This is a genomic window from Bradyrhizobium sp. T-1, assembly GCF_053592855.1.
Map to the genome: position 1 here is coordinate 304,935 of NZ_JBSGOX010000002.1, position 23,597 is coordinate 328,531.

The window sequence follows — 23,597 nt, forward strand, 5'->3', positions numbered from 1 at the left end:
TGTGCCATCGTCGGCGAGGAGGATTCGCTGAGACGAGACCGGCGCCTTTGTGCTCATCGAACAAGCGCAGTGAACAGCCCGACCAGCAGGCCTACGACCGTAACGAATAGACGGAACCCGGACTCAAGCAGCGAATCGAGTGTCGCCTGCTTCTGTTCGTAACTCTTCGTCAGTTGGGCGATCGGAAACGCGCTTTGGTAGGCATCGTTGAATCGACCGTAGATCACTTCACCGGCTACCCACACAGTGCCGAAGCGGCTGATCAAGTTCATGAACTTCCGCTTTTGCAGCAAATTCTGCCAAAGCGGTTCTGCTAAGCTGAAAGCGACCACCGAGATCGACAGCCAGAAGAGGATGGAAGCGCAAACTTCCAAAAGCCTCGCTGGCCATCTCAAAAGTGTTAGCGGCCACGATGCCCGCACAGATGCGTAAATGATGACTACTGCAACAAAGAGAGCCACCAGCGAAATTAAGGCTACAGCGAGCGGGTTACGCCAAGTCCTAGGATGCAACTCGGTCCGAACGTTCTCGAGATCGCTCCCTAGTCGTAAATTCACGTGCTGCAGCGAAAACAACTGCATGACCGGGACCTCGGCGAGGAGCATCAACTGGAAGAGGTCGTCGAGAATCGAGTCTTGCACCGTCTGCCCGGCCTTCGGCCTTGAGAACGGCATCTCCGCATGGATTTCGACCGTGCTCGCACGCGAGACCAGGATCACCCCATAGTCGTATTGTAGTAGATTGGCCTCGAACGCCTGTTCGACCTCGGAGGCCGCAATGGTTTGGTCCAAGAGGCGGTAGCGGTTGTTGATCGAAACGATCTCCTGCCCTGTTTTCCCCTCTTTGAGGTCGGCCGCATTTCTCGTGTCCGCGACGGAGGAAACGTACAAGAAAGGATAGGAGAAAGACGGGTCTTGTTCATCACCCTCTTGACTTGGTTCCTTGAAGTCGCGCGAAAGATCCGGATACTTCTCTTGAAATCTGGCCCAGTAGGCTCGGGCACGTTCCAAGACTTGCCTATAGGTCTCGTTCCATCGTCGCAGCTCGGGATGAACCGCAGGACGCTCGGGGGGCTCGGTGAATAAGGCCGGAGATTCTTCCCGGAACATCTGCAGGTAAAATTTTGCAAGGTCCGAGACCTGCTCAAAGGGGGTCGACCTGTGAGCCACCTTCAGACAGCCGAAAGCCGCAGCGGGGTCGGTCAGCTTGAAGAGGTCAACCGCTTGCAAAGCATCGCACGCATGGATTGACCCGATTTTCAGCCAGAAGGCGATCGTGCCGACGCCCGTCCCAGGGAAGAGTGAAACGATCGCCCTGAAGCGAGGATTCTCAATCGGAAATTTCCGCGGCTTTTTAGCCTCCTCTCTATCAGGCTTCTCTTCAAGCTCTTGTTTATAGAGGTCGAATTTTTCGATCGGCACCTCGATGCTGAACTGAGTGACCTCGCGCCAAGCCGGTTGCGCCTTGTAGATGTTGTCTCTAGCTTTGCCGAATGCCTTGACCCAGCTTGGTGTCGCCGCTTCGGGCGTCTGCTGGGGGGACGTCGCTGCCTTGGCCGTCTTTTTTTCAGACTTTACTCGCGTGAAGTGCTTCGTGCTCCCGCATCCCCCAAACTCATGAATATTGGGTTGGTACAAGAACGGCATAATCGCCGCCGCGTAGACTTCGCGGTACGGCGGGGGTGAGTCCTGTTCGGGCTCACCTGTCTGCGTCAAGCCTGCGCAGCCTTCCGTGACGCCACACGCCTGATATCGGCGGTCGCCAGGAAACCGGCGATCTCGCGCACGGGCAACTGCGCGACAGCCGACCGCTCGGCTGATGACAGCTGTGTGAATTCCGGCATTGCTCTGATTTCACGGGCGCAATCGTCGGGCGCCGTCAGCAGCAACTCCTTCGCTCTGGCGAGCACGCGCTCAAGTGGGCCGGTAGTCATGGCAAACGTCCCGTTTCAAAAGCCGTTCTCGCGACCGCCATTGGCGGGGTCGATCGGCGGAATGTAGATTGTCGTCGCGTAATTTACCCCATCCGCCGCCAGGCTCCAAGCGCAAAGCGGAACGGTCAGAAACAGCGGCTCCGCGCCGCTCTCATCGAGGTCGCAAAAAGTTATGCGGTGGTCGGCGGGATACTGCTCGAGCAGCCGCTCCATCAATGGTGCCAGCAATGCGGGAGCCAATGCCTGCTCGCCGTCTGCGGTGGGGATCCGAAAGCTGCCGATTTGCGCGACGAGGGTCGATCGCCACGGATTGATCGAGGCTGTGCCTTCGACCAAGGGATCGGCCGAGATGACCTGGAAGCCGGCCGGGCCGACCACAAGCGGCAATCGTGCGATGATGGAATCGACGAATGAGACACCTGGTACGACGTGCGTCCGCAGACCTCTTGCCGGTGCGCCGGCTATCATCAAACGAACGGGCTCGTCGAGATACATCGGATGCCCGTAGGTCAAATACGCGACCGGACGCTCCCTGGTCGCCTTTTCGAAAATATGGGCGGCGACATCTGCGTAAATCTTCGCTCGCTCTTTCCCTTTTTCGTAGAGGTGCTCGATGTTGACGAAATCAAGCCCGTTGCTTTCGAGAAACGACCGGAGATTGGGGCTTGGCAGCGTCGTATATGAGACCACCTGACGCAGGATCGAGAGCGCTTCCAAAGTGACGTCTCGCGCAGGCAGGATTCCGCATCCGATGAGGTAGAGATCGGCGGTCTTGATCGGCGGGTACTCCGGCGAAGGTGGACAGCTTTGCGACATCACAGGTCGTTTTTACCCCAGTTCCTTCACTATCCGCTACTCCTGCCCGGAGAAATCCGGAAATTGGGAAGCGAATTCCGCTTGCCCCATCCACCCGCTCTCCTCTGTCGCCTAGCCAGCACCAGAGTTCCGGCTCGCGCGTGCTGCCTTGCGCCCTTCCTTCGCCACCTTCGCGATCGCGACGTCGAAGTTGGTCCGCCCGCGGCGCTTGTGCGGCACCGGGGGATGATCAAGAGCGGCGATGTCGTAGCGCGGGTACTTCTCGATCTCGGCCGCTATCGTCTCGATCCAGCAGTCTCCGTAGTCGTTGCCCGCGTTCGAGTCCTTGGGACGGTGGCCGGTGATGAAGCCTTCGACCTCGCGGTCCATCTTGACGTGCCTCGCCACGCTCTTGAACAGATGGCGCCAGCCGTGGTTGGGCTTCACGTCGTAGGGTATGTTGATTCCGGGACCGTGAACCCATTCGCCGATCCGCTCCGCGAGCTTGTGGAATTGAGGATGCCCTGACCGTTCCGCCGCGACGACGTTCCGGATCGTAGAACAGAGGCTTCTTGAGCTTGGCGCGGGTCGCCACTTACCTCGGTCGAGTTCGCCGCCCGGGCAGCCCCGTCACGCAGGCGGGCCCATTGAGCCTCGATGGCCACGTTGACGGCGCCGATCTTGATGTTGGCCCTGGCGTTCGTCCTTGGTCCCCAGAGTGGCCCAGAGCTCGGTCTTGCCGACCAGGGGCACCTTCTTGCGGATCCAGTAGTTCTCGGAGGTCGGTCGCTTGATCGGCTTGGGCATCTTGAAATTCGACATGGTGGAGCACCTCGGTGTGGGACCGGCCGTACAAGAACCCCTGAAAATGAAGGTTAGGCTTGTAAACAAGGGGTCCGCGACCCCGAAAGGGGGTGAGTCCCACTCTCTCTGCCAGATCGTATTGAAATCACTTATATTTTTTTGAAGTTTTGTTACAAACCACGGCTTGCCCACCGGAAGACCGAATCCTCTCGCATTTTTAACTGGGAAAGAAGGCGCGTTCCGGCGGGACCCTATTTGTTCACGTCACCTCTCGTGTCTGGGCAGCAGCCCACCACATTTTGTTGATATTCCGCTCGATTTGGGGGTGATAATGGCTCTACTCAACTTGCATCGCGCATTCACTGACGCGGCGACCGAGAACGACTATCTCGCCCGGCTCACGGTACCGGAGCCGCGCGAGGGAAAGCTCCGCAAGGCACGTGACGAGATCCGAGAGACGCTTAAGGCTGGATTTTCGGATTGGCAACGCTTCGCGGATCGTAGTTTGGTTATGGAAACGACTGCCGTTCGGAAGGGCGCGACCGAACCTCGATTGCGTCTGAAGTTCCGTATGCAGGGTAGTGCCTCGCCCGCGTATCGCACGCTCAATGATCCGGCACATCCGCCGCAGCAGATTGATTACGACGATGGCGTTTACCTTCCGGTCTCGTTTCTCGCCAAGACGGGAAACCCCGTGATCGCGGCCGCAGGTTACTACCGGTTGGTCGAGACGGTCCTTGCGCCGCTCTGCGAAAAACGAAAATGGACGTTGGATAGACGAGCCAAAAAATGCGTCCGCGTCGTCCTCGACAGCAAAGCTTACATCGACCTTCCGCTGTACGCGATCCCGGATCAGGAGTTCGTTCGGCTGGCCGAGGACGCCGCATTGACCAAGCGGGCTGACAGCGCGCTGTTTCTTGATGCAGAGACGCTCGATGACGAGATATACGAGCGCCTCAATCAGGACGAACTCCGGCTCGCTCTTCGGGAAGGCAAGTGGATCGAATCCGACCCTCGTCTGCTCGAAGATTGGTTTAAGCAGGCGGTGGCCGACCTCGGACCGCAAGTTCGACGCGTCAATCACCTCGTCGGCGCGGGGCGAGATTTCAGCCTGAATTTTCCGGGTGGTAGTTTTCCCGAAAGTGCTTTACGGCACCCTCAATTTGAACCCAGTCGTGTTTCGATTTCTCAAAAACCGATATGCCGGGAGCTGGGTACTTTGGATTTGCCATCGCGCCGACTGCAACACCGATCATCGAAGGCAAGCTGGTGACTTTCCAATAGACCGTTGATCCGCACTGCGGACAAAAATAGTTATGCATTTCCCCGCCGCTTGCAGCGGCATGTGCGAACTCTTTTGAAGTTCCTGAGACGGTAACAACCTCCGCGGGGTAATATGCTCCCACGCCGAACGGCGCACCTGTTCGACGTTGACAGTCGATGCAGTGACAAGCAACGACTATCTTGGACGGTTCTTCCGGGAGCGAGAGCATGACTGCACCACAGTTGCACCTTGCGTAGACCATAGTAATTCCCCATCGTCGTCCGAGACTCACTGCAAAGCACTAGGCTAGCAGATTAGTTGCGCGAGGAGAGTGCGAAAGCGACGGCCCAGGCCGCGCGCGTTCTCGATGAGACCGCCGACAAGATAACTTTGTCCGGCGACTACGTCCGATCGGACAGCGGTTCGCCGGTGCTGGATTCGGATGGCCGGGTGATCGGACTTATGATCGAAGCGACCAACCAGCCGGGCAGCGCGACGCAAGGCATCGCAATTCCGGTGACGCGCTTCGCATCGATCCTCAGCGGTCCGACCGCGTCACCGATCGCGCGAAAAGCCATTCCGAGCATGGCCGAGCTCGGCGGAACCAGGCCGACGAGCACGGCCGTAGATGCTATCGAAATCGCGGTTTCAGGGTGCGTCTTTCTCGGAAAACGTTCGGCTCGGCTCGCCAAAAATACGCCCGACATGCCTTTCGGATTGAGTACTCTGCAGATACTCCTCGACGCAGATAAGCGTGGATTCTTGATGGGCACGAGGCTTTCCCCGGATATCGCAGTCAACCTCCGATCCGATTGTCCGGTCGTCGAGTCTGGATCCGCCTACTACTCGCCCGCGCGCGTCCAATTGAAGCCCGGAGACCGGGTGACACTCTCCGAGATATTGCCGTTGAACTACCTCGACGACGTGTTCTTCTGGGCGCGAGTAACCGCTCGGGGGAGCAACAGTGGTTCGAACGACAGTAACGCGGGCATCGACCCAAGTGCGGCCCCAGCGGACGCCGGCTCGCTTCAAATCGGCGAACGTGATGTCTGCGGCAGCGCTTTACTTGGCCTCCTTACCGTCATCGGTCAGCGCCACGCAGGCGTTTGCCCAAGACCGTGGCCGATGCACGAACTCGGGTAGGAACGCCGCAGCGCAGCACTCGCCGTCATGGCCGCTATCCGCACGTCACGGCGCGCGAGTTTGCCGAATATGTCGCGCGAAGATTATAAACATCCCAGTACGTCGGGACTGGTATTTTTCGTAGTGGGCGGCGAGGCATATGTATGTACCGGCCAGCGAGGAGGGCCGTTGGGTGAGAGGACTGCCTATGAAGAACCTTTCATGTAGAGATCGCAGGACCGGCCAAAATACCGGCCAATCGAAACGTTAAAGGTCTAAAATATGCTTTAAAGTCAATGCCTTGAATGAAAGTTCCAGCGGTCACGAAAGCGCAATCGGAGATCGGCCAATAAATGGGCCAAATTCGGTTGTAATTTGGAAATTCATGCGTAAAATCAGCTAGTTAATTTGCGATAAGATCGGCCAATGGCGATAGAAACACCCCAGCGCATTGAGCCGGCGCGGCTTGAGGAAACGTCCGAGGCCATCGCGGATGTGGTTGCCGACCTGTCGGCAGCCTCGGCCAGGCTCGGTGTCGGGCTTCATCAGCGCACAGCTGCGAACCTTGCCAACTTGGTGCGGCTGATGAACACCTACTACAGCAACCTCATCGAGGGCCATAACACGCGGCCAAAGGACATTGCTCGCGCGCTCGAGGGGGAGCTTGACCAAGACGAGGGCCGTCGCAACCTTCAGCTGGAGGCCGCGGCACATGTACGCGTGCAGACGGAGATCGATCGCCTTACCGCCGACAGCGAGCTCGGTGAGCCGGCCTCAGTGGAGTTTATCAAGTGGTTGCATCGTGAATTCTATCGAGGGGCGCCGGGCGATATGCTCCAAATCCGCGGCAACGACACGACCTTTATGATGGTGCCCGGCGAATGGCGGTCGAAGCCTGAGCATGATGTTGCGATAGGCCGTCACGTTCCGCCATCTAGCGAGCGTGTTGACGACTTTATGCGCTATTTCGAGCAACGCTACGCCTTCAGGCCGCTGAAAACAGCCGGCCGAATCATGGCGATCCCTGCGGCGCATCACCGCTTCAACTACATCCATCCGTTTCCTGACGGAAACGGCCGCGTTAGCCGCTTGATGAGCCACGCTATGGCCCAGCTGGCCGGCATCGGTTCACACGGGTTATGGTCGATTTCGCGCGGCCTCGCCCGAGGCCTCAAATCGCCGAGCGAGTACAAGCGCATGATGGATATGGCGGACTCGTCACGACAGGGAGACCTCGACGGACGGGGCAATCTTTCGCTGAAGGCGCTCAACGAGTTTGTTCTATGGTTTCTCCAGGTCTGTCTTGATCAGGTGAAGTTCATGGACGGGCTGTTTGAGCTTGATAACCTAGGCTCGCGCTTAAACACCTATGTCGAACGCAGCGACACGCTCAAGCCAGAAGCAAAGCGCCTCCTCGAAGAGGCGCTGGTTCGCGGGCAGTTCGAGCGTGGTGACGTCGCCCGGATAACGGGTTTGCCTGAGCGCACCGCGCGTCGCGTGCTTGCTGACGTGCTTGCCGACGGCGTGCTCGGATCAGACACGCCCAAGGGCGCGGTATCGCTCCGCTTTCCGGTTGAGGCCTTGGATGTGCTGTTTCCGCGATTGTTCCCGGAAACGTGATTGCGGGAGTGAGTGGTAGGAGACTCGTTACGCCCCTGAGCGCGCCCAGACACCCGTAATGCCGCGGGAGCGCAGGAAACATGTCGCGCGCCATGGAAAACTGCCCCCTCACAGCGACATCGACATTCCGGTTCGGGTGGATCAGCCAGCAAGGGCGAGAGTCGTCGTCACGTATCGTTATCAGGTGCTCCTGCTTTCCAAATTGCTGAAATCCCAGATTGAACAAGACGCGCAACCTGTTCGGCCGCGCGCCTTGGCTATGCAAGTTTTCGCCAGTCGGAAATCGCCGGCATGTGATGACGTGCCAATTCGTGACCAAATAGAAACGTCCGTTTCGGCTCCAAATAAAACCCATGGCAATGTCCAGGCTCTCTTCATTGAAGAGCTGTTCGAGCGGCACGACAGCCAGCGAGTAACGATCAATTCGGGTCATCGGAACCTCGGTGAATTAGCTTGCGTGACGGATTCCTCATGACACTATCTTAGGGTGCGGGCGTGCGATCCATCAGCCCGCTCGGGAACAAAATCCAGCGTGTTTCGACCTACCTGCTTGATGAATTTAGCAGCTAACCTGCTGATTTTGCTTGGCAAGCATGCTAAGTATTGCAGGCTGTCAGAAATCACTATCTATTTCTGACAGATAGGAGGAGGGGCATGCAGACCGTAGCTGAGCGCATTCTGGAATATGCCCGAACATTGCCCGAAGGCGCCTTGATTGGTGCTAAGGATGCTTTGCATTTGGGGAGCCGTGCAGCGGTCGATCAAGCTCTGAAAAGGCTTTCTGAGCGCAACGAGCTGATGCGCCTTGCTCATGGGTTCTACGTCCTGCCGGTCAAAACCCGGTTCGGTGTACGCGCACCGCAAGCGGAGAAAGTCGTCCAAGCGCTCGCTGCCACGCGTGCCGAAACAATCGTCCCGCACGGGGCAGCAGCTGCAAACGCACTTGGTCTTACGACCCAGGTGCCAACGAAACTCGTCTATCTGACGTCTGGTCCTGACCGGGAGCTTAAGCTCGGCGCACAAACCGTTGAGGTGAAGCATGCGCCAGAATGGATGCTGTTTCCGGCAAAGCCGGCTGCCGGGCAAGCCATTCGCGCCTTGGAATGGCTCGGCAAACGGCAAGCGAACGATGCGCTGCGGGTCCTTAAGCAGAAATTGTCGGCGGAAACGTTGCAAGACCTCATCGCCGTGCGCCCCGCTCTGCCTGCGTGGATGTCAAAATCGATCAGCCAATCGCTGCTAAGCTATGGCTGAATCCTTTCTGACGTTTTCTGCCGAAGATCGGCTTGAGGCACTTGGCGTTGCTGCCACCGCCTCAGCCGACCCATTCATTTGCTTGAAAAAGATAGTTGGGTCGTATGGGCCTTGCAGGGCCTGTTTGAAACGAAGCTCGGCGAACATCTCGTTTTCAAGGGCGGCACCTCGCTCTCAAAAGGTTATGGCATCATCCAGCGCTTCTCCGAAGATATCGATCTCACCTACGACGTTCGTCAGATCATTCCCGAACTCGCCAAAGGCGATCACCCGATACCCGAGACACGCGCCCAAGCCGACAAATGGACGAAGGCTGCGCGCGAAAAGTTAGTCGTGTGGGTCAAAGATGAAGCCCTGCCGGTTCTACAGCAACATGCCGCGGCGACGGGTGTGAATGTAAAATTCCGCGTCGATGCGGATGTGATCTATATCGACTATCACCAAGTCTCCGAAGGTTCCGAATATGTAGCGCCGTCCGTCAAACTCGAATTCGGTGCTCGATCAACCGGCGAGCCGGCCGAGATACGCCAGGTCACATGCGACGCAGCATCTTATCTGCCGGAATTATCGTTTTCGGCAGCGGCGCCCAAGATCATGCTGCCTCAGCGCACCTTCTGGGAGAAAGCCACCGCCGTCCACGTCCTTTGCGCCCAAGGCATCAAAGGCGATCGCATCTCCCGCCATTGGCATGACCTTGTGAAGCTTGATGATGCTGGCTATGCCAAGGCTGCATTCGACGATCAGGATCTCGCAAACGAAGTCGCCGACTGGAAAAGCAAATTCTTTCGCACAAAAGATCGGGACGGCAACGTGATTGACTATCATGCCGCCGTTTCCGGCAAACTCCAGCTCGTCCCTGACGGTGAAATGCGCAAAGAACTTGAGGCCGACTATCAGAAGATGGTCGATGCCGGTTTGCTTCTCGGCGACGCCATGCCTTTTGCCGGTCTGATGATGCGCTGCGCAGATTTGCAGAAGCGTGCCAACGAGCGACATTGATGCGCCGCCGCCCTGTCCATCGTCGGCTATGTTCATTCAATCGCCTTTCGCATGATCACATCGAGAACCCCCTCAAGCTGGCAAGATCTTCAGGAACAGTCCGCACGCATCTTGGCGGAATGCGGGTTTGCCGTCGAAATCGAAAAAAAGGTGAAGCTTGTTCGTGGCCAAGCGGAAATCGACGTCTATGCCGAGGAAACTCTGAAAGGACGAAAATACATCATCCTTTGTGGGTGCAAGCATTGGAGGGCCGCCGTTCCCCAAACCGTGGTTCATTCCTTTCGCAGCGTGATGACGGATGTCGGCGCCCACAAGGGCTACATCATCTCGAGTTCGGGCTTTCAGTCGGGAGCCCGCGATGCCGCGCAGATGACAAATGTCGAGTTGGTCACCTGGGATCAGTTTCAGAACGCGTTCGAGCCGAGTTGGCTCGAAAATTGTTTCACTCCGGTGATCACAGCGAAGCTCGATCCGCTGATGGGCTTTTCCGAGCCGTTCCTGCCGCCCTCGTTTCCCCATTGGCCTGAGGCCGATCAAAACGAATATCTTCAATTGAAGGATGAGCTCGATCCCCTCGGCTGGTTCGCGATGTCGATGGCTACTTATTCGAGGATTCTCCGCCATAGCAGTTATCCACCGCTGCCGCTCAAGAATATTCCCGATCCCACCGAGAAGTATAAGGGGCTTCCCACGGATATCATGAGCGCCGTGGGTTATCGCGATCTTCTCGACGCCACACTTCACCATGGAGAAGCGGCGATTGCGAAATTCCGCGCGGTCAGAGATCGCAACAAGTAAGCCAGCATTGAACCATCTGTCGAACAGTTGAAGCAGTGTCGGTCTCCGACTGATCAGACCGACTTCAGCTTAGCGACACGCATGTAGCGGGTATAGCTGCGGGTACCCGCTGGTTGCGAGTTCGAGTTTGTGACAAGCGAAGGAACGACGGTAAAGGCGGGTGCGGGCAATAGCTTGAGCAATCGCCTTGCAGTCTTCAATGAAGATTTCATCGACCTGAATCTGCAATGGTCGGCTGGTCGGGCCAAACCCGTCTTCTACATCGGCCGAGAACAGGCCGAGTTAGCCGCCGAGCTTGCAAAGAAGGAGGCAGCGCTACCGGTTGCCAACGAACGCAAGATCGCGGCAGAAGCGCTCTTTCGCGCAAAGGAGCAACAGCTAGCAAACTTCAAGCGTGCGCATGCTCGTACAGTCTCAACAGAGCTGCGGCAGGGAAGCCGATCGCGGTTCTTGCAGAACACGGTCGCGTCCCACACCGAATCGTCCGCAGACAAGCCGACGAACCAGCGAAACAGCAGGTTGTAGTCAAGCTGCTCCATCATGCCGTTCCGACCGCACCGTGTAGAACGCCTGCAGCAACAGCGCTCGCAACAGCCGCTCCGGAGGGATCGATGGCCGTCCTTCGCGGGCATACAGCCGATCAAACGACCGCGACAAATCCTTCAGCGCCGCATCAACGAGTTCCCGGATCGCTCGCAGCGGATGGTCCGCCGGGATCCGGGTCTCCAGCCGCACGTAGCTAAAAAGGCGTTCCGCATGCTCATCTTCGCCGCGCATCCCGTTCCTCAATCGAAAGGAATCAACCGCATGCACAGAATCACACTCCAGCCGCCTCACGAAACGACTTTTTCAGCAGCCTGCTAGAAGCGGTCGAGACAGTTCTCAGTCCGGCGGTTGCCGCCATCGACGCAAAGTTAGCCCGACCGACAATTGCGCTACGGGAACTGGCGTGGAACGACGACGAGACGATCGCCGTGACGTTGGGCTTGGTAAACGCCTGGGTGGGCACGCTCAACGCTGCCATCAAGCAGCACAACGAGACCTTCGCGCAATTCACCCAACGGCAGGATGAAGCCCGTCTTGCTCTGAGGCGCCACCATTTGGCTGACAAATCCCAGGAGTTTCAGAACGCGTGCGACGCGGTGAGCGAAGCCAAAACGGACGTTGATGCTAGGACGCTCAGTTACAATCAACTTCAAGAGCAAGCCACGGACTTGCGATCTCGGATCAAAGAGCACGGTCAGGCTGCGGAGAAAATCAATCGCTTGATCGAGGCCTACCTTGGCCACAAGGAACTTTCTATTGCAAGCGTAGAAAAAGGCTATGAAATCCACCGTCGCGGTAGGCCGATAGACAGCAGTCCTAGCGAAGGGGAGAAGACGGCGATCGCACTCTGCTATTTCCTTTCAAGGCTTGAGGCTGAAGGGCGTTCGATCAAGGACCGTATCCTCGTCGTGGATGATCCGATTTCTAGCCTGGACAGCAGAGCGTTGAACTAAGCGTGTTCCCTTCTTTTAAGTCGGCTTGGGAATGCAGCTCAGGTGTTCGTTTTGACACACAACCAAAACTGCATGAACGAGTTCAAGAAAGCCTGGAAGGGTTTCCACAAACCTCGCAACGAAGCGACCCCGCCTACGGCAAGCCTCCTGTTTTTAGATGTCAAAATTCCAAAAGGGCTGGACGGACGCTCAACAGCTATTGTTGAGATGTCAAAGCTGCTCCGTGAGGATGAGTCTGAATACCACTACTTGGTGGATCACGTCCTGAAGTTCAACGCCAGCGCAGATCCAGACTACGAATACGCCTACATGATGCCGAATGTACTTCGGCGAGTGCTCGACGTTTTCTTAGCGTTCCGGTGCCCGGGAAGTGCAGGTTTCGCTTCGAAGATGGGCCAGTTGCGAAAAGATCATGCTACGCTCGACGGCGAGCGCCTGGCCGCGCTGGAACGTCTCGTGCAACTGGAATCGCACTCCGATAACATCGATGACCTAATCGGGTTTTCCTCTATGACGCTGGAGGAGAGTAAGGCTGCCACGGCGGCCTTGATCGCGATGATGGAGGCCGTAGACCCTACCCATCTGGCTGGGCTGCAACGACTATGCCGATGAACCCTTGTCGCAGTTCCAACCCGGCGCAAAGAACACAGCTATGCTAAAGTGGTCCAGTTCGGAGGCAAGGACCTTGTTGCCTGGCCGACTAGACCACGACGGCTGGTGAGCAGATCGTGCTGACGGCGAACGAAGTAAGGGCACGCGCAGAATCCACTGCACGACTGCGTGCTGTTTGTCCTTCACGGTATCACCTTGGGCCGACGCAAGAAATCAGGGGGAAAGATCGACTTGCAGCGTCCGTGGAAGCCAGAGAACGACCGTTTGAAGCCGGTCACCTTTATCTATCGTCGCAACAGCTGATCGTTTTCCGCTTTAGTATTCGCCATCAATGGCGATCGAGCCCAATCGCTGGATGCAGCGCAAAGAGGGTAGGGGACGGATCACCCAGTTTTCCGTTCGGCCTCGACAGCGTTCTACAACAGCGGAGCATCTAGGCTGGGAATCTCCGGCATGGCCTTGCCGGCAATTGCCTGCAGGTCGCCGACCATGCCCACGGTCGAATCGATGACGGCCAGGATTTGGGTTTCCCGCTTGGCCCATTGGCCGGCCCATAAACTTGCGCTCCTTGTCGAGATCCTCGCGCATATCGTTGAATTTCTCAACGACAGCTTCGACCCGCTGTCGAAACTTCGTGCCTGTCAGGTAGTGATAGACCTGCTCCATCTTGGTCTGCTGGCCCTGCTGAACGAGGCGTGAGCTGCTCACGTCGATCAGACCCTGGCGGAGCGCCACGGCGACCGGCAATGCGCAACGCGGATGAGCCACCCATACGCCGTCGACGAGGTCAAATTGCTCGATTTGTTTCGGCAGCGCGTGGGAGATGATCAGAGCGACGTCGGCGCCGGAACGGCGCTGGTCGTCACGTAATTTGGCGAGCCACACGTCACTCCATGCCTTGGTGCGTTTAGTTTCCCAAAGGATGATGCCGGCAGATTGGCCGATAGCACCATTTACTTGCTGAATTACGTCCGCCCCGAGCTCACCTTTTCCCACCGGCTCAATCGAATCTGTCGGAAAGCGTCCGCGCAGAAGATCTTCGAGCTCGAGTTCGAGCACTTCCCCTTGGGATTGCTGTGATCCCTGCTCGGCCTTTCGCTTAAGTTCCTCGATCGTGCGCGTCATCGACTCGATGGTCTGGTCTTTCTCGGCAACGCGCAAGCGCGCAGCCTCGTCGGCTTCGTGCCTGGCCTTGATCTGGATTTCGCTGATTGAGGCCTGCACGCGCTTCTCTATTGTCAGGTCGAGTTCGCGCTTTTCCTCTTCGAGTGCGCGCTGCTGTCGCATCAGTTCGGCTTGCTGTTTTTGGGCCTCGGCAAGCTTTGCGTTGTTGGTAAGCAGGTTGGCTCGCAGCTCCGCAGCTTCCGCTTCCTTCGCCTGCAGCTCGGCGGCGGCCGCCTCTCGCGCCTTCTTGCTTTCGGCCGCGACCAACTGGGCACGTTCGGCGGTCAATCGCTTCGCAACGTGATCCTCGATTTGCTCGCGGTCCTTAGCGACCTGCTCGCGTTCCAGCCGCAGTGCCTCTGTCTTACGCTCCATCTCTGCATCTTTGCTGGCCAGCTGCTGTTGAAAGCGCTGACGGGTTTCAGCGAGGAGGGGAGCGGCCAATGACTCCGTCAGACGGATCTCGTGATTGCAGTTGGGGCAATGTAGGGTCGCCTCGTGCGAAGCGCCGGTTGCTTTGAAACTCATGAATTCCCCATCATCGTTGCAACCGGATTCAACATGATCTGTGCGTGATTGCGATGTCGCTCGACTTCATGTCCACATACGCGTCGTCGATTTCGACCTTGGCCGGCGGGTTTTCCACCGACACGTCGATCTACCCGAACGCGTGCACGAGCAGCCTCGCACGAATGTAGTCCAGAATAGAACAAAATAGGAACGCGCGTCAACTTTGGATCCCGAGGTGAGTTTGTATGACGACGATTTTACTTAGTCTGGCCATGGGAAATGGATAGAACTTAAACCTTGGATATAGTTTGAATATGCGCTAGTTTACTTAGTATGGCTGAGCAAAAGGACAGAAAGCTAAACAGGCTCGAAAGGACCCTTCCGCAGGGACTTCTGGTCGATGCCGCCTGGATGGAACGACATGGATATTCCACCAGCTTGCGCAGCCAATACGTATCGGCCGGCTGGCTCGTTCAGCCGGCGCGGGGAACCTTCAAGCGCCCGCTCGGTGAACTCTCCTGGCAGGGCGCCGTCGTGTCACTCCAGCGATTGCTCGGCTCCGACTTCGTCGTTGGCGGACGCACCGCCATCGAAGTGCAAGGCTTCGGCCACTACCTGAGCCAGACGGGTCCTTCGACCATACATCTATACGGAACGCGGTCTGCTCCCGGCTGGCTCGGCAAACTTCCGCTCAAACAGAAATTCCGCGTTCACCGCACGCAAAGCCTGTTCAAAACGCACGGGAGCCTGCCCACATCAGAGTCGGGGACAACGCGGGAAATACCGGGACCATTCGACTGGCCTCTCACGGTATCGACGCCCGAACGCGCGTTTCTCGAACTGCTCGACGAATTGCCCCGCCACGAAAGCTTCCATCACGTCGATGCACTGGCGGAAGGCTTGAGGAGCCTGAGCCCCCGGCGGCTGCAAATGCTTCTGAACGACTGCAAAAGCGTCAAGGTCAAACGATTGTTTTTCTGGTTCGCGGAGCGACATCAGCACGCTTGGCTCAAACAGATCGACAAGTCGAAAGTCAATCTCGGCACGGGAAAGCGCATGCTCGTCAAGGGCGGCAAACTCGACACCAAATACCTCATAACCATCCCAGACGACCTCAATGCCCCTGTCTGAAAAATATCGGCATCAAGTGGCCTTGTTGATCGAGACGATCCCGTTCGTCGCGGCGGAGCCCGATTTTGCGCTCAAGGGTGGCACCGCCATCAATCTCTTCCACCGAGATATGCCGCGCCTATCGGTCGATATCGACCTGACATATCTGCCGGTGGCTCCGCGTCCCGAATCTCTTGCGGCGATAGATGCGGCGATGAAGCGCATGACAGAGGCCATAAGGAAAGGATTGCCGGGCGCGCGGCTGACGGAAGTCGTCAATCCCCGTGAAAAGATCGTCACCAAGCTGACCGTCCAGAAAGGCGACGCGCAGATCAAGATCGAGATCACGCCGGTGATCAGGGGCTGCGTCTTCGAGCCGGAGCTGCGCGACGTGTCGCCGAGCGTCGAAGAGACGTTCGGCTTCGCGCAGATGAAAGTCGTTTCGTTCGCCGATCTATACGCCGGCAAGCTTGTCGCGGCGCTCGACCGGCAGCATCCGCGCGACCTCTTCGATGTCCGCGATCTGCTCGCCAACGAAGGCATCACGGACGATCTCCGCAAAGCGTTCATTGTCTACCTCATCAGCCATGACCGGCCGATCTCCGAGGTCGTGGTTCCTCGTCGCAAGGACATCCAGCACGAATTCACGCACGGCTTTGAGGGCATGACCGCCGATGAAGTGACCCTGGACGAGTTGCTCAAAACCCGGGAAACGCTGATCGCCGAAATCGCGGGAAAAATGCGGCAAGCTCGCAAGGACTTCCTCATGGGATTCAAGCGCGGCGAGCCGGATTGGAACCTGCTAGGCGTCCCTGACGCAGCGGACCTGCCGGCGGTGCGCTGGAAGCAGATCAATCTGGACAAGCTTCCTGCCGAGCACAGGGCGACGCTCGTCGCGCAGCTCGAGAAGGTCTTGCGCAATGCCTGAGGTCGGAGGAGGGGATCTCAGTCGAGCACGCTCGTAGCAACTTGTTGAGAGAATTTTTGGGGTACGCCCGCCACCCAGCGAGCCCAGAGCTTGCGGGCTTCAGCTCAGCCGCCTATCGAACAGTGGACGCGCCTACCTATGCGTGCCGTACACGTTTCCGGTGCTTGGATTTCGGTAGGAGCCGCCTTTATGAGAAGAGCCCGAGCCGCCGATGTAAGTCCCGCCGTGGCTAGAGGTATGATGGTCTCCACCATACGACACGCGGCCGCCAAAATGGCTACCACCTATTCCAACAGCAGACGCTCAGAAATGCTCGCTGTTGTGTTTGTCGGATTTGCGCATTGAGGGCATGAACCGCAATATCGTTCTCGTCTTTATCACCGCCTCTGGCGGCAAGAAGATGCGCGAGGCAGGCTTGGCGAGATTTGCCCACATCGTCTTTGCCGATCGTAGCTTGCTCGAGAAAAGGCGCGCGATGCGCCTATCCGCTGAACGCGCGTCGATGTTGCAAGCCGGATTCGCCACCTCGGGTGAGAAGCCTGATCATGGCGACCCGGGTCGGCGCCGAGTATGCCGAAATAGATTATTCAAGGTAGACGGAGGGGAGGGTGAAAGCCTGACTCGGTATTGGTGCGCTCCTTCTAGCGCTCATCATTGGCGCGCAGTTCATCACCATCTTTGTTGTCCAGCCTATTGGCGCGTTACCCGAGGGGCGGACCGTCGTCATAGCTCGCCTTACAAAGCTGAACTTTATCGACAGCGCGGACGCCTTTTGCGACCGAACAATGGGTGGTGTCAGCCTCCTGTGCCAGGCTGCCGTCCTCGGCAAGGTCACGAAGGAAGGTCCCATTCTCCTGCGTCTTCCTTATTCGGCGACCCTTTATCAAATCAGCACCGGCGGCAAACACTACGACCGATAGAAAGCGGCGAGCCGCCTATGAGGTTCGCGTTCGCCAGGAACGATGTTGCCCTTCGTTAGCATTGAAGTGCGAGAGTCTATCGCGCCATCGACCTAAAACTCCCTCGTCGACAGCTGGCGCGCCAGGGCGACAGCAGCCCTTGGTCTGAGTTGCATGTCGGGCTTGATGGCAAAATGAAACTTCTTCCTCTTGATGAAGGAGAATGGTCCAACCTCCTCGGGACCTAGGCCGAGCGTCGAGGGATTTTGCGCCTATTGACTTTGCGCCGCCGGTTTCGATGGTCCAGAGACCGTCCCGGCGGGCAGGGGGTATGGATACGACCTCTGGCGTGAGCTCGGCGCTTTCGCGGTCGTCTTCGGGGGGGGGGCGTGGTGGATCGTTCACGCGCCGAACCGGGTCAGTCGTCGCCGAACTTCCGTCGTTGGAAGCCGGCAGCGAGGATGCCTGGAAATGGCAGTTAAACCCGCGTGCAGTCGGCTCAGTTCGCAGTGGTTGCCGTCGGCGAGCTGGTCGAAAATCCATAGCACGCCGTGCATTTGCAGCCCGACCGAGGTCGCCAACTCGCGCAGCCCTCCGTCGCCGGTCAGAAGCGTCCATTGGCGGGCCTCCGCGATGGCAAACGCGAACGTGTCCGGCGTGGAGAGATGAGCGCGTTGCCGCGGACTGTCGTCGCGCGGGTCAATTCTGCCGGGGACAGCTCTTCGACCCGTAGGCCGAGCGCAGTAAGGCGATCGCCCAGGTCCCCGGCCAGCTCTCGAACAAAGAGCAGGTCGGGGACCGCAAACTCAAAAGGGAGACGAAACAGGTCCTCGAGCAAGGCGCCTCGCTCCAGATCGATCAAAACCGAGGTATCGGAAACGAGGACCGCCAAGGTGCTTACGCCGCAACTTGATCCAGACGAGCGTCCAGTTCGCGAACCGTTATTCCCAGCAGTTCAGCGGCCCGGGCTTCGCCGATGACTCGTTCGGCCAGCGCACGATAGCAAAGCCTCTCGAAGCGCTTCGGCTCCTCGAGTTCAGGCTTCATCCGGCCTGGCTCTTCATAGGGCGCCGTCCGCCATCCCCGTTCCGCGAAGATCTTGAACAGCCGGCCAAAAGCGGACTGGCTGATGATGCCGAGATCCTTGCAGCGATAGGCGATGGCCTGGATGCTGACGCCAAAACGCTTCTTGAGCGCGACCAGCTCGCCAAGACTGATCGACGATCGGCTGACCCCAACTTCGGCCCGAAGGACGTCGGCCGGCATCAGGAAGGCGCCGGCAAACCGATGCGCCGCCTTTTCCTCATCGACGCCGGGGGATGGGGCCAGCACCATATGACCGAGCTCATGGGCGAGATTGAAGCGCTTCCGCTCCGACCACGTGCTTTGCTTGATGACGATTACTCGCGCAGCGTTGCGGTCCTTGCGTCGCACCTTGGCGGCAAGCCCGTCGATATCGTCGAGATCGAGCGACAGGATCTTGATCCCGCGCTCCTCCAGAAGCTCGGCGAGCTGCGGGATGGGATCGTTTCCCAAACCCCAGTCTTCGCGGACAGAGCGAGCCGCATCTTCGGCGTCCCGGACATCGGCCACCGGATGTGGTGCGCTGCGTGGCTGCTCCCAATCGATGCTGCGCATCTGGAGCAGGTCCTCGATCGCGAGATAGCGCTCCAGCATGTGAATCGCGCGGGCTTCGAGGGCGGCTTCTTCCCGGAACGACGTGCCCGCCTTCTTGCGGAACTCGACGCCCTCAAGGGCAAGTTCGTCCTCGCTGAGCAGGTAATCCTCCGTCACGTGGAGCGTCGCCGCCAAGGCGATCAGCACCCGCGAGCTCGGCATATCCTCGTTTCTCTCATATTTGCCAATGGCTTGGGCCGATACGATGCCATCCATGGCGTCAGCGAGGCCACGCAACGACAGGCCCGAGGCCGACCGTGCGACCTTAAGCTTGTGTCCGATCATCTGGGCCTCCTTTGCGTCTCAGTTTACAGAAGTACGATATGGGCACAAATTTGTAAACCAAAAACCCTTGATGCGCGGAAAATTGAGCCTATATGGCCCGCATACCGCTCCATTGTCCCGGATTTGTAAACCGGTCTGGGTCGGACAAGTTCCACTGTGGCGTACTTTTGCGCCAGCCGCCGGCGAAACCGACCAGCAGGAATCGAGCAGCGATGTTGAACAATACTCAACTGCGGTACTACGACAGCAACGTGCTGCGCCTGCCTGCCGACAAGCGCAAGGAATACCACGAGCAGGTCGATCGCTTGATCGATGAACTCCGCAAGACCGTTCGCGACAAGACCGAGATCAAGATCACTAAGGTCGTGAAGGCCGGCCTTCGCCAAATACACGATTCTGCGGAAGACCGCTGTCGATCCGGTCGATGTCGATGTCGTTTTTTACATTTCTGGCCGAGACGTCAGCAAGGAGACGCTGGATAGCCTGAACGACACGATCTACGCGCTGCTGATCAAGCAGTATCCGAACAAGTCGGTCGAGGATTTTGAGATCCAGCGCAAGGCGGCGACCGTCACCTTCGTGGGCACGGGCCTCAGCGTTGATATCGTGCCGGTCATCGAAGACGAGAACCGCGCCGGCTACGGTTGGCAGTTCGACATTCACGACGGCACGAAGACGCAGACCTGCGCGCCTTGCCAGATCAAGTTCGTCCGCGATCGCAAGGACCAGGACGCGGATTTCCGCACCTTGGTGCGCATGGCCAAGAAGTGGCGCAACCAGGCGGAACTGAAGCCGCTGAAGTCCTTCGCCATCGAGCTGATCATGGCGCATGTCCTCGCCAAGCAGGGCAACGGTGCAAGCATCGAACAGCGCTTTCGCAATTTCCTCCTCTACGTCGCGCAGTCGCAGTTGAAGGAAGAGATCAAGTTTCCCGAGAATGTCGCGCCATTCACGACGTTCTGCGATCCGGTGGTCATTCTCGATCCGGTCTACAGCCTCAACAACGTGACCAGCCGGATTTCCGAGGACGAGCGGAAACAGATCGTCGCCGCCGCCCAGGAGGCCTGGGAGACGTCCAATTTTGCATCGGCCGAGAACGACAATGAGGTCTGGAAGGAGATCTTCGGCCCTCGATTCAAGACGGAGGACTGAAGATGAGCATGACCCAGGTCAGAAGCGCGAGCGCGACCTACACCTACGTCGACATCGAGAACGTCGTTCGGCGCGTCAACGCCGATCTCGTGATGATCGCGGACAGCACCGGCTGCTGGACTCCGGAGGAGGCTCGCAACTACGCCCATGACATCGAGGTCCTGGCCAAGGACGGCTACCTCAAATGGGTCGACGTCACGCTGATCAGCAGTGGGGTCGAGATCAAGGCCGTCAGGTTCGAAGTCGATACCGACGCCGGCTCGCTGTCTACGAGCCGGCCCGGCGGCGTTCTTTGGCCGAAGGTCGCAGGGGCCAAGCTTCGTGTCGTGCTGAGCTACACCGACGACTACACCAGTGCCGCACGCGAAGCCACGAAAGGTAAGCTTAAGATCGGTTGGGTGACCTGCTACGACGATACCAGCCATGCCGCTCTCTCGTCGGCTGGCGGCCGCAACTATGTCAGCAATGCCTATGGCATGCAGCGCAAGGATTGGGCCTCGTGAGTCAACCCAGCATCTTCGACAGCGAGACGCCGCTGCCCAGCGATACGCTGGCCAAACGCGAGAAGACCCTTCTGGGGTTCGATACCCGATATGCGCGGGTCCACGATCAGCTTCGTCTGCTGCTGAATGTCCGCGAGCTGGCGGGCTGGAGCCACAAGAATCACGGCAAGAGCCTTCCGATCTGCGATCTCGTCGCCGAGCAGTATCCGCTGGTGATCTTTCACGGCGATGTCGGCACCGGCAAGACCGCAACAGCGGAGTGCATCGCCAACAAGTTGGTAATCGAGGCCAGAAGCGAAGATTCGATCCTGTTCAAGCTGAGTAACCGCGTCCGCGGCAGCGGCATGGTCGGCGAGATGGGAACATTGATCGCGGAAGCCTTCAAGAAGGTCATTCAATCGGCCGGCAAGCACCGCCGCGCGGTCCTGATCATCGACGAAGGCGACAGCCTCGCCGCCTCGCGCGCCCAGGAGCACAGCCACCACGAAGACAAGGTAGCGGTGAACACGCTCATTCAGGGCGTCGATGACCTGCGCCAGTACGGCGGCCGGATCGTGGTGATCCTGTGCACCAACCGGCTGTCGGTCCTGGATCCTGCCTTGTGCCGCCGCGCCGCCATCATCGAGGAGTTCCGCCGTCCAACGGACGACGAGCGCCGCCAATTGCTCACGATGGATCTGGCCGGGTTGTCTCTGACGCCCATTCAGCTATCGCAGCTCGTCGAAGCCACCGGAGCGCGGGCAGGCAAGCCGTCCTGGACCTATTCGGATATCAGGACGAGGCTCTATCCGGCCGCGCTGGCAAAGGCCTTCCCGAGCGGGCCACTGCGCTTCGATCAACTCAAGCTCGCCGCCGCGGCGATCACCGCGTCGCCGGTGATGGAGGATCGCTGATGGCGCGCTCCCCTCTGTTCGGCCGGCGCATCCACATTGCCGGCAGCATCGTCGAAGACCTTGCCATCGCCTCGACCGCCGACGTCAATCAGGCCCGCGAGCTCGTTGCTGCGCTGGTCAAGGAATTGGCCCGTCGCGGTGCGAATTTCGTCGTGCCTGTCGACGCTGAACCTCTGCGCAAATCCGACGGGCTTCCGATCTGCTTCGACTGGCTGATCTGGAAGACGCTCAGGGAGAGCCTCGCGTCACGCCCGGCGAATGTTCCGGGCCCGCTCGCGGTCGCCGTGCAGCACCACAAGAGCGAAGATCAGGTCCCGGCTGAGTATGCCGACCTATGGGACGAGCTGCGCAGCTCGCCAATGGTCAAGATCGAGAACGCCGCGCACTGGAACATGGCCAGCAAGCGCATGGAAGCCCAGGCCCGCTTCGGCGATATTCTTGTCGCGCTCGGGGGGACGGAAGGGGTCCTCTACCTCGCAAATCTCTACCACGATGCCGGAAAGCCGATCATTCCCCTCAATCTTCCCGTGTCGCCGGAAACGGCGGGCGCTCGCCGGCTCTACAGCTTCGGATTGACTAGCAGCCAAACCCGCCGCCTGTTCCAGGTTGCGGATGACGGCGACGCCCATGACTGGCTCAACAAGATCCGGTTTCCGCCGCGCCAGTCCATCCCCGATCGCGTCGCGGTCCTCGTCGACCTGCTCGAGTCCCTGGAAAGACCAAAGGCCTTCGCGGTGCGGCTGCTGAATCCGGCGCTGCCGGACTATGCCGACGTGCAGGACTTTTTCGACACCGTCGTGCAGCCGGTGATCGAGAACGAGCTTGGCTACCGGCTCGTCGTCATCGACGGCCGGCAAGCCCACGACCATGCCCGTATCGATCAGGAAATCTTCGCCAAGTTGCACCGCAGCGCCGTCGTGATCGCCGACATTACCGGCGGACGATCGAATTGTTTCCTCGAGCTGGGATATGCTCTGGGTCGCGGGCTGCCTACTATGGTGACGGCGCGTGAGGGCTCGGACCTGCCGTTTGACATCACCACGCTCTCTGGCCTGCATTGGAAGAACAGCGGCGCGGCCGAGGATCGCCGGCGCGCCTTCCGCGAACATTGGCAGGCGATCCGCACGCGACCCTCGCTCGTGCCGGCGGAGCCATTGATCTCATGAGGCGTAAAACCGAAGTGTTCGTCTCAGTCGACGTTGAAACCGCCGGGCCGATCCCCGGTGAGTACAGCCTTCTGTCGATCGGCGCCTGCGTTGTCAACGATCCGGCAAAGACCTTCTCCTGCGAATTGAAGCCGATCAATCGCAATGCCGATCCGAAAGCCCTGCAGGTTTCCGGCCTGTCGCTGGATGAGCTTGCCAAGAACGGGCTCGAACCGGCGGAGGCGATGCGGGCCTTCGCGCAGTGGCTCGACGCGCTTGTTGAAAAAGACGGCTCGGTCGTCTTCGTCGGGCTCAACGCGCCGTTCGATTGGTCATTCGTAAATTATTATTTCCATCGGTTCACGGGCGATAATCCATTCGGGTTCACGGCTTTGGACATCAAGGCGCTTTTCATGGGTGCGACGGGGTGCGATTGGGCCGATACGCGATCGAGCAAAATGACGGAGCGCCTGTCGCCTCGGTTGAAGGGCGATCATCAGGCCCTGCATGATGCGCAGTATCAGGCCGAGTTATTCAGTCTCATTCGAACCAAGCTCTTGGGAAATCGGTAGAGCATGGCGGGAGACATGAAGCGACGCTCGCTCATTGTCGAAGGACCACTCGCATTCGC

At 58.6% G+C, this 23,597-nt stretch carries 19 protein-coding genes and 6 pseudogenes; 16 read left to right on the plus strand and 9 right to left on the minus strand.

The features are described 5' to 3' along the window. Positions 1-53: 53 nt before the first annotated feature. The 5 genes from ACWAT4_RS40820 to ACWAT4_RS40840 form a co-directional block, all read right to left on the minus strand. Positions 54-1,715, minus strand: a complete 1,662-nt coding sequence (locus ACWAT4_RS40820; protein ID WP_128929607.1) for a hypothetical protein — start codon at positions 1,713-1,715, stop codon at positions 54-56. After that, the gene (locus ACWAT4_RS40825) at positions 1,712-1,933 is read right to left on the minus strand and encodes a hypothetical protein (RefSeq protein ID WP_128929606.1); all 222 of its coding nucleotides are present in this window, start codon (positions 1,931-1,933) and stop codon (positions 1,712-1,714) included. The genes ACWAT4_RS40820 and ACWAT4_RS40825 overlap by 4 nt, the downstream gene beginning before the upstream one ends. 15 nt (positions 1,934-1,948) lie before the next feature. Then, positions 1,949-2,749, minus strand: coding sequence for an SAM-dependent methyltransferase (locus tag ACWAT4_RS40830; RefSeq protein WP_194408521.1), 801 nt, complete (start codon positions 2,747-2,749; stop codon positions 1,949-1,951). A 111-nt stretch (positions 2,750-2,860) separates the two neighbouring features. Beyond that, positions 2,861-3,118, minus strand: coding sequence for a hypothetical protein (locus tag ACWAT4_RS40835; RefSeq protein ID WP_128929604.1), 258 nt, complete (start codon positions 3,116-3,118; stop codon positions 2,861-2,863). Positions 3,119-3,358: 240 nt separating this feature from the next. Then, complete coding sequence (locus ACWAT4_RS40840; protein WP_128929603.1) at positions 3,359-3,550, minus strand: hypothetical protein; 192 nt, start codon at positions 3,548-3,550, stop codon at positions 3,359-3,361. A gap of 313 nt (positions 3,551-3,863) precedes the next feature. Between ACWAT4_RS40840 and ACWAT4_RS40845 the strand changes: the two are divergent. After that, a pseudogene (locus tag ACWAT4_RS40845) lies at positions 3,864-4,586 on the plus strand (CBASS cGAMP synthase); the annotation flags it as partial. Between the two features lie 52 nt (positions 4,587-4,638). Here the strand turns inward: ACWAT4_RS40845 and ACWAT4_RS40850 are convergent. Then, complete coding sequence (locus tag ACWAT4_RS40850; protein ID WP_128929601.1) at positions 4,639-5,058, minus strand: GFA family protein; 420 nt, start codon at positions 5,056-5,058, stop codon at positions 4,639-4,641. A gap of 56 nt (positions 5,059-5,114) precedes the next feature. Here ACWAT4_RS40850 and ACWAT4_RS40855 point away from each other — a divergent pair, with 56 nt between their 5' ends. The 7 genes and pseudogenes from ACWAT4_RS40855 (at position 5,115) to ACWAT4_RS40885 (ending at position 11,114) form a co-directional block, all read left to right on the plus strand. Then, entirely contained in the window at positions 5,115-5,939 is an 825-nt protein-coding gene (locus ACWAT4_RS40855) for a hypothetical protein (RefSeq protein WP_128929600.1), read from the plus strand. A 405-nt stretch (positions 5,940-6,344) separates the two neighbouring features. Beyond that, positions 6,345-7,538 carry a Fic family protein gene (locus tag ACWAT4_RS40860; RefSeq protein WP_128929599.1) on the plus strand — a complete coding sequence of 398 codons (1,194 nt, stop codon included), beginning with the start codon at positions 6,345-6,347 and terminating at the stop codon, positions 7,536-7,538. A 58-nt stretch (positions 7,539-7,596) separates the two neighbouring features. Next, positions 7,597-8,013: a hypothetical protein gene (locus ACWAT4_RS40865; RefSeq protein WP_128929598.1), complete on the plus strand. Its 417-nt coding sequence runs from the start codon at positions 7,597-7,599 to the stop codon at positions 8,011-8,013. 179 nt (positions 8,014-8,192) lie between these two features. Next, positions 8,193-8,792, plus strand: a complete 600-nt coding sequence (locus ACWAT4_RS40870; protein ID WP_128955174.1) for a DUF6088 family protein — start codon at positions 8,193-8,195, stop codon at positions 8,790-8,792. Then, a pseudogene (locus tag ACWAT4_RS40875) lies at positions 8,785-9,791 on the plus strand (nucleotidyl transferase AbiEii/AbiGii toxin family protein). The gene ACWAT4_RS40870 and the pseudogene ACWAT4_RS40875 overlap by 8 nt, the downstream one beginning before the upstream one ends. Positions 9,792-9,842: 51 nt before the next feature. Next, positions 9,843-10,589 carry a restriction endonuclease gene (locus ACWAT4_RS40880; protein WP_128929596.1) on the plus strand — a complete coding sequence of 249 codons (747 nt, stop codon included), beginning with the start codon at positions 9,843-9,845 and terminating at the stop codon, positions 10,587-10,589. A gap of 129 nt (positions 10,590-10,718) precedes the next feature. Then, positions 10,719-11,114 (plus strand): AAA family ATPase, encoded by a 396-nt coding sequence (locus ACWAT4_RS40885; RefSeq protein WP_164935606.1) that lies wholly within the window; start codon positions 10,719-10,721, stop codon positions 11,112-11,114. Here ACWAT4_RS40885 and ACWAT4_RS40890 read toward each other — a convergent pair. Next, a pseudogene (locus tag ACWAT4_RS40890) lies at positions 11,024-11,366 on the minus strand (transposase); the annotation flags it as partial. The gene ACWAT4_RS40885 and the pseudogene ACWAT4_RS40890 overlap by 91 nt on opposite strands. 11 nt (positions 11,367-11,377) lie before the next feature. Here ACWAT4_RS40890 and ACWAT4_RS40895 point away from each other — a divergent pair. Next, positions 11,378-12,700 (plus strand): annotated as a pseudogene (locus ACWAT4_RS40895) (AAA family ATPase). A 416-nt stretch (positions 12,701-13,116) separates the two neighbouring features. Here the strand turns inward: ACWAT4_RS40895 and ACWAT4_RS40900 are convergent. Next, positions 13,117-14,392, minus strand: a pseudogene (locus tag ACWAT4_RS40900) (DUF2130 domain-containing protein). A gap of 315 nt (positions 14,393-14,707) precedes the next feature. Between ACWAT4_RS40900 and ACWAT4_RS40905 the strand changes: the two are divergent. Both ACWAT4_RS40905 and ACWAT4_RS40910 read left to right on the plus strand, forming a co-directional pair. Next, positions 14,708-15,505 carry a type IV toxin-antitoxin system AbiEi family antitoxin gene (locus ACWAT4_RS40905; protein ID WP_128929593.1) on the plus strand — a complete coding sequence of 266 codons (798 nt, stop codon included), beginning with the start codon at positions 14,708-14,710 and terminating at the stop codon, positions 15,503-15,505. Next, complete coding sequence (locus ACWAT4_RS40910) at positions 15,492-16,412, plus strand: nucleotidyl transferase AbiEii/AbiGii toxin family protein (RefSeq protein ID WP_128929592.1); 921 nt, start codon at positions 15,492-15,494, stop codon at positions 16,410-16,412. The genes ACWAT4_RS40905 and ACWAT4_RS40910 overlap by 14 nt, the downstream gene beginning before the upstream one ends. A 1,796-nt stretch (positions 16,413-18,208) precedes the next feature. Here the strand turns inward: ACWAT4_RS40910 and ACWAT4_RS40915 are convergent. Beyond that, complete coding sequence (locus ACWAT4_RS40915; RefSeq protein ID WP_128929591.1) at positions 18,209-19,273, minus strand: XRE family transcriptional regulator; 1,065 nt, start codon at positions 19,271-19,273, stop codon at positions 18,209-18,211. Between the two features lie 212 nt (positions 19,274-19,485). Here ACWAT4_RS40915 and ACWAT4_RS40920 point away from each other — a divergent pair. The 5 genes and pseudogenes from ACWAT4_RS40920 (at position 19,486) to ACWAT4_RS40940 (ending at position 23,538) form a co-directional block, all read left to right on the plus strand. Next, positions 19,486-20,425: pseudogene (locus ACWAT4_RS40920) on the plus strand (CBASS oligonucleotide cyclase). A gap of 2 nt (positions 20,426-20,427) precedes the next feature. After that, positions 20,428-20,928 (plus strand): HORMA-1 domain-containing protein, encoded by a 501-nt coding sequence (locus ACWAT4_RS40925; protein ID WP_128929590.1) that lies wholly within the window; start codon positions 20,428-20,430, stop codon positions 20,926-20,928. Continuing rightward, positions 20,925-21,821 carry an AAA family ATPase gene (locus ACWAT4_RS40930; RefSeq protein ID WP_128929589.1) on the plus strand — a complete coding sequence of 299 codons (897 nt, stop codon included), beginning with the start codon at positions 20,925-20,927 and terminating at the stop codon, positions 21,819-21,821. The genes ACWAT4_RS40925 and ACWAT4_RS40930 overlap by 4 nt, the downstream gene beginning before the upstream one ends. Next, on the plus strand, positions 21,821-22,987 hold the full coding sequence (locus ACWAT4_RS40935) for a hypothetical protein (protein WP_128929588.1): 1,167 nt from the start codon (positions 21,821-21,823) through the stop codon (positions 22,985-22,987). Before ACWAT4_RS40930 ends, ACWAT4_RS40935 begins: the two co-directional genes overlap by 1 nt. Then, the gene (locus tag ACWAT4_RS40940) at positions 22,984-23,538 is read left to right on the plus strand and encodes a 3'-5' exonuclease (RefSeq protein ID WP_128929587.1); all 555 of its coding nucleotides are present in this window, start codon (positions 22,984-22,986) and stop codon (positions 23,536-23,538) included. The genes ACWAT4_RS40935 and ACWAT4_RS40940 overlap by 4 nt, the downstream gene beginning before the upstream one ends. The last annotated feature ends 59 nt before the right edge of the window (positions 23,539-23,597 follow it).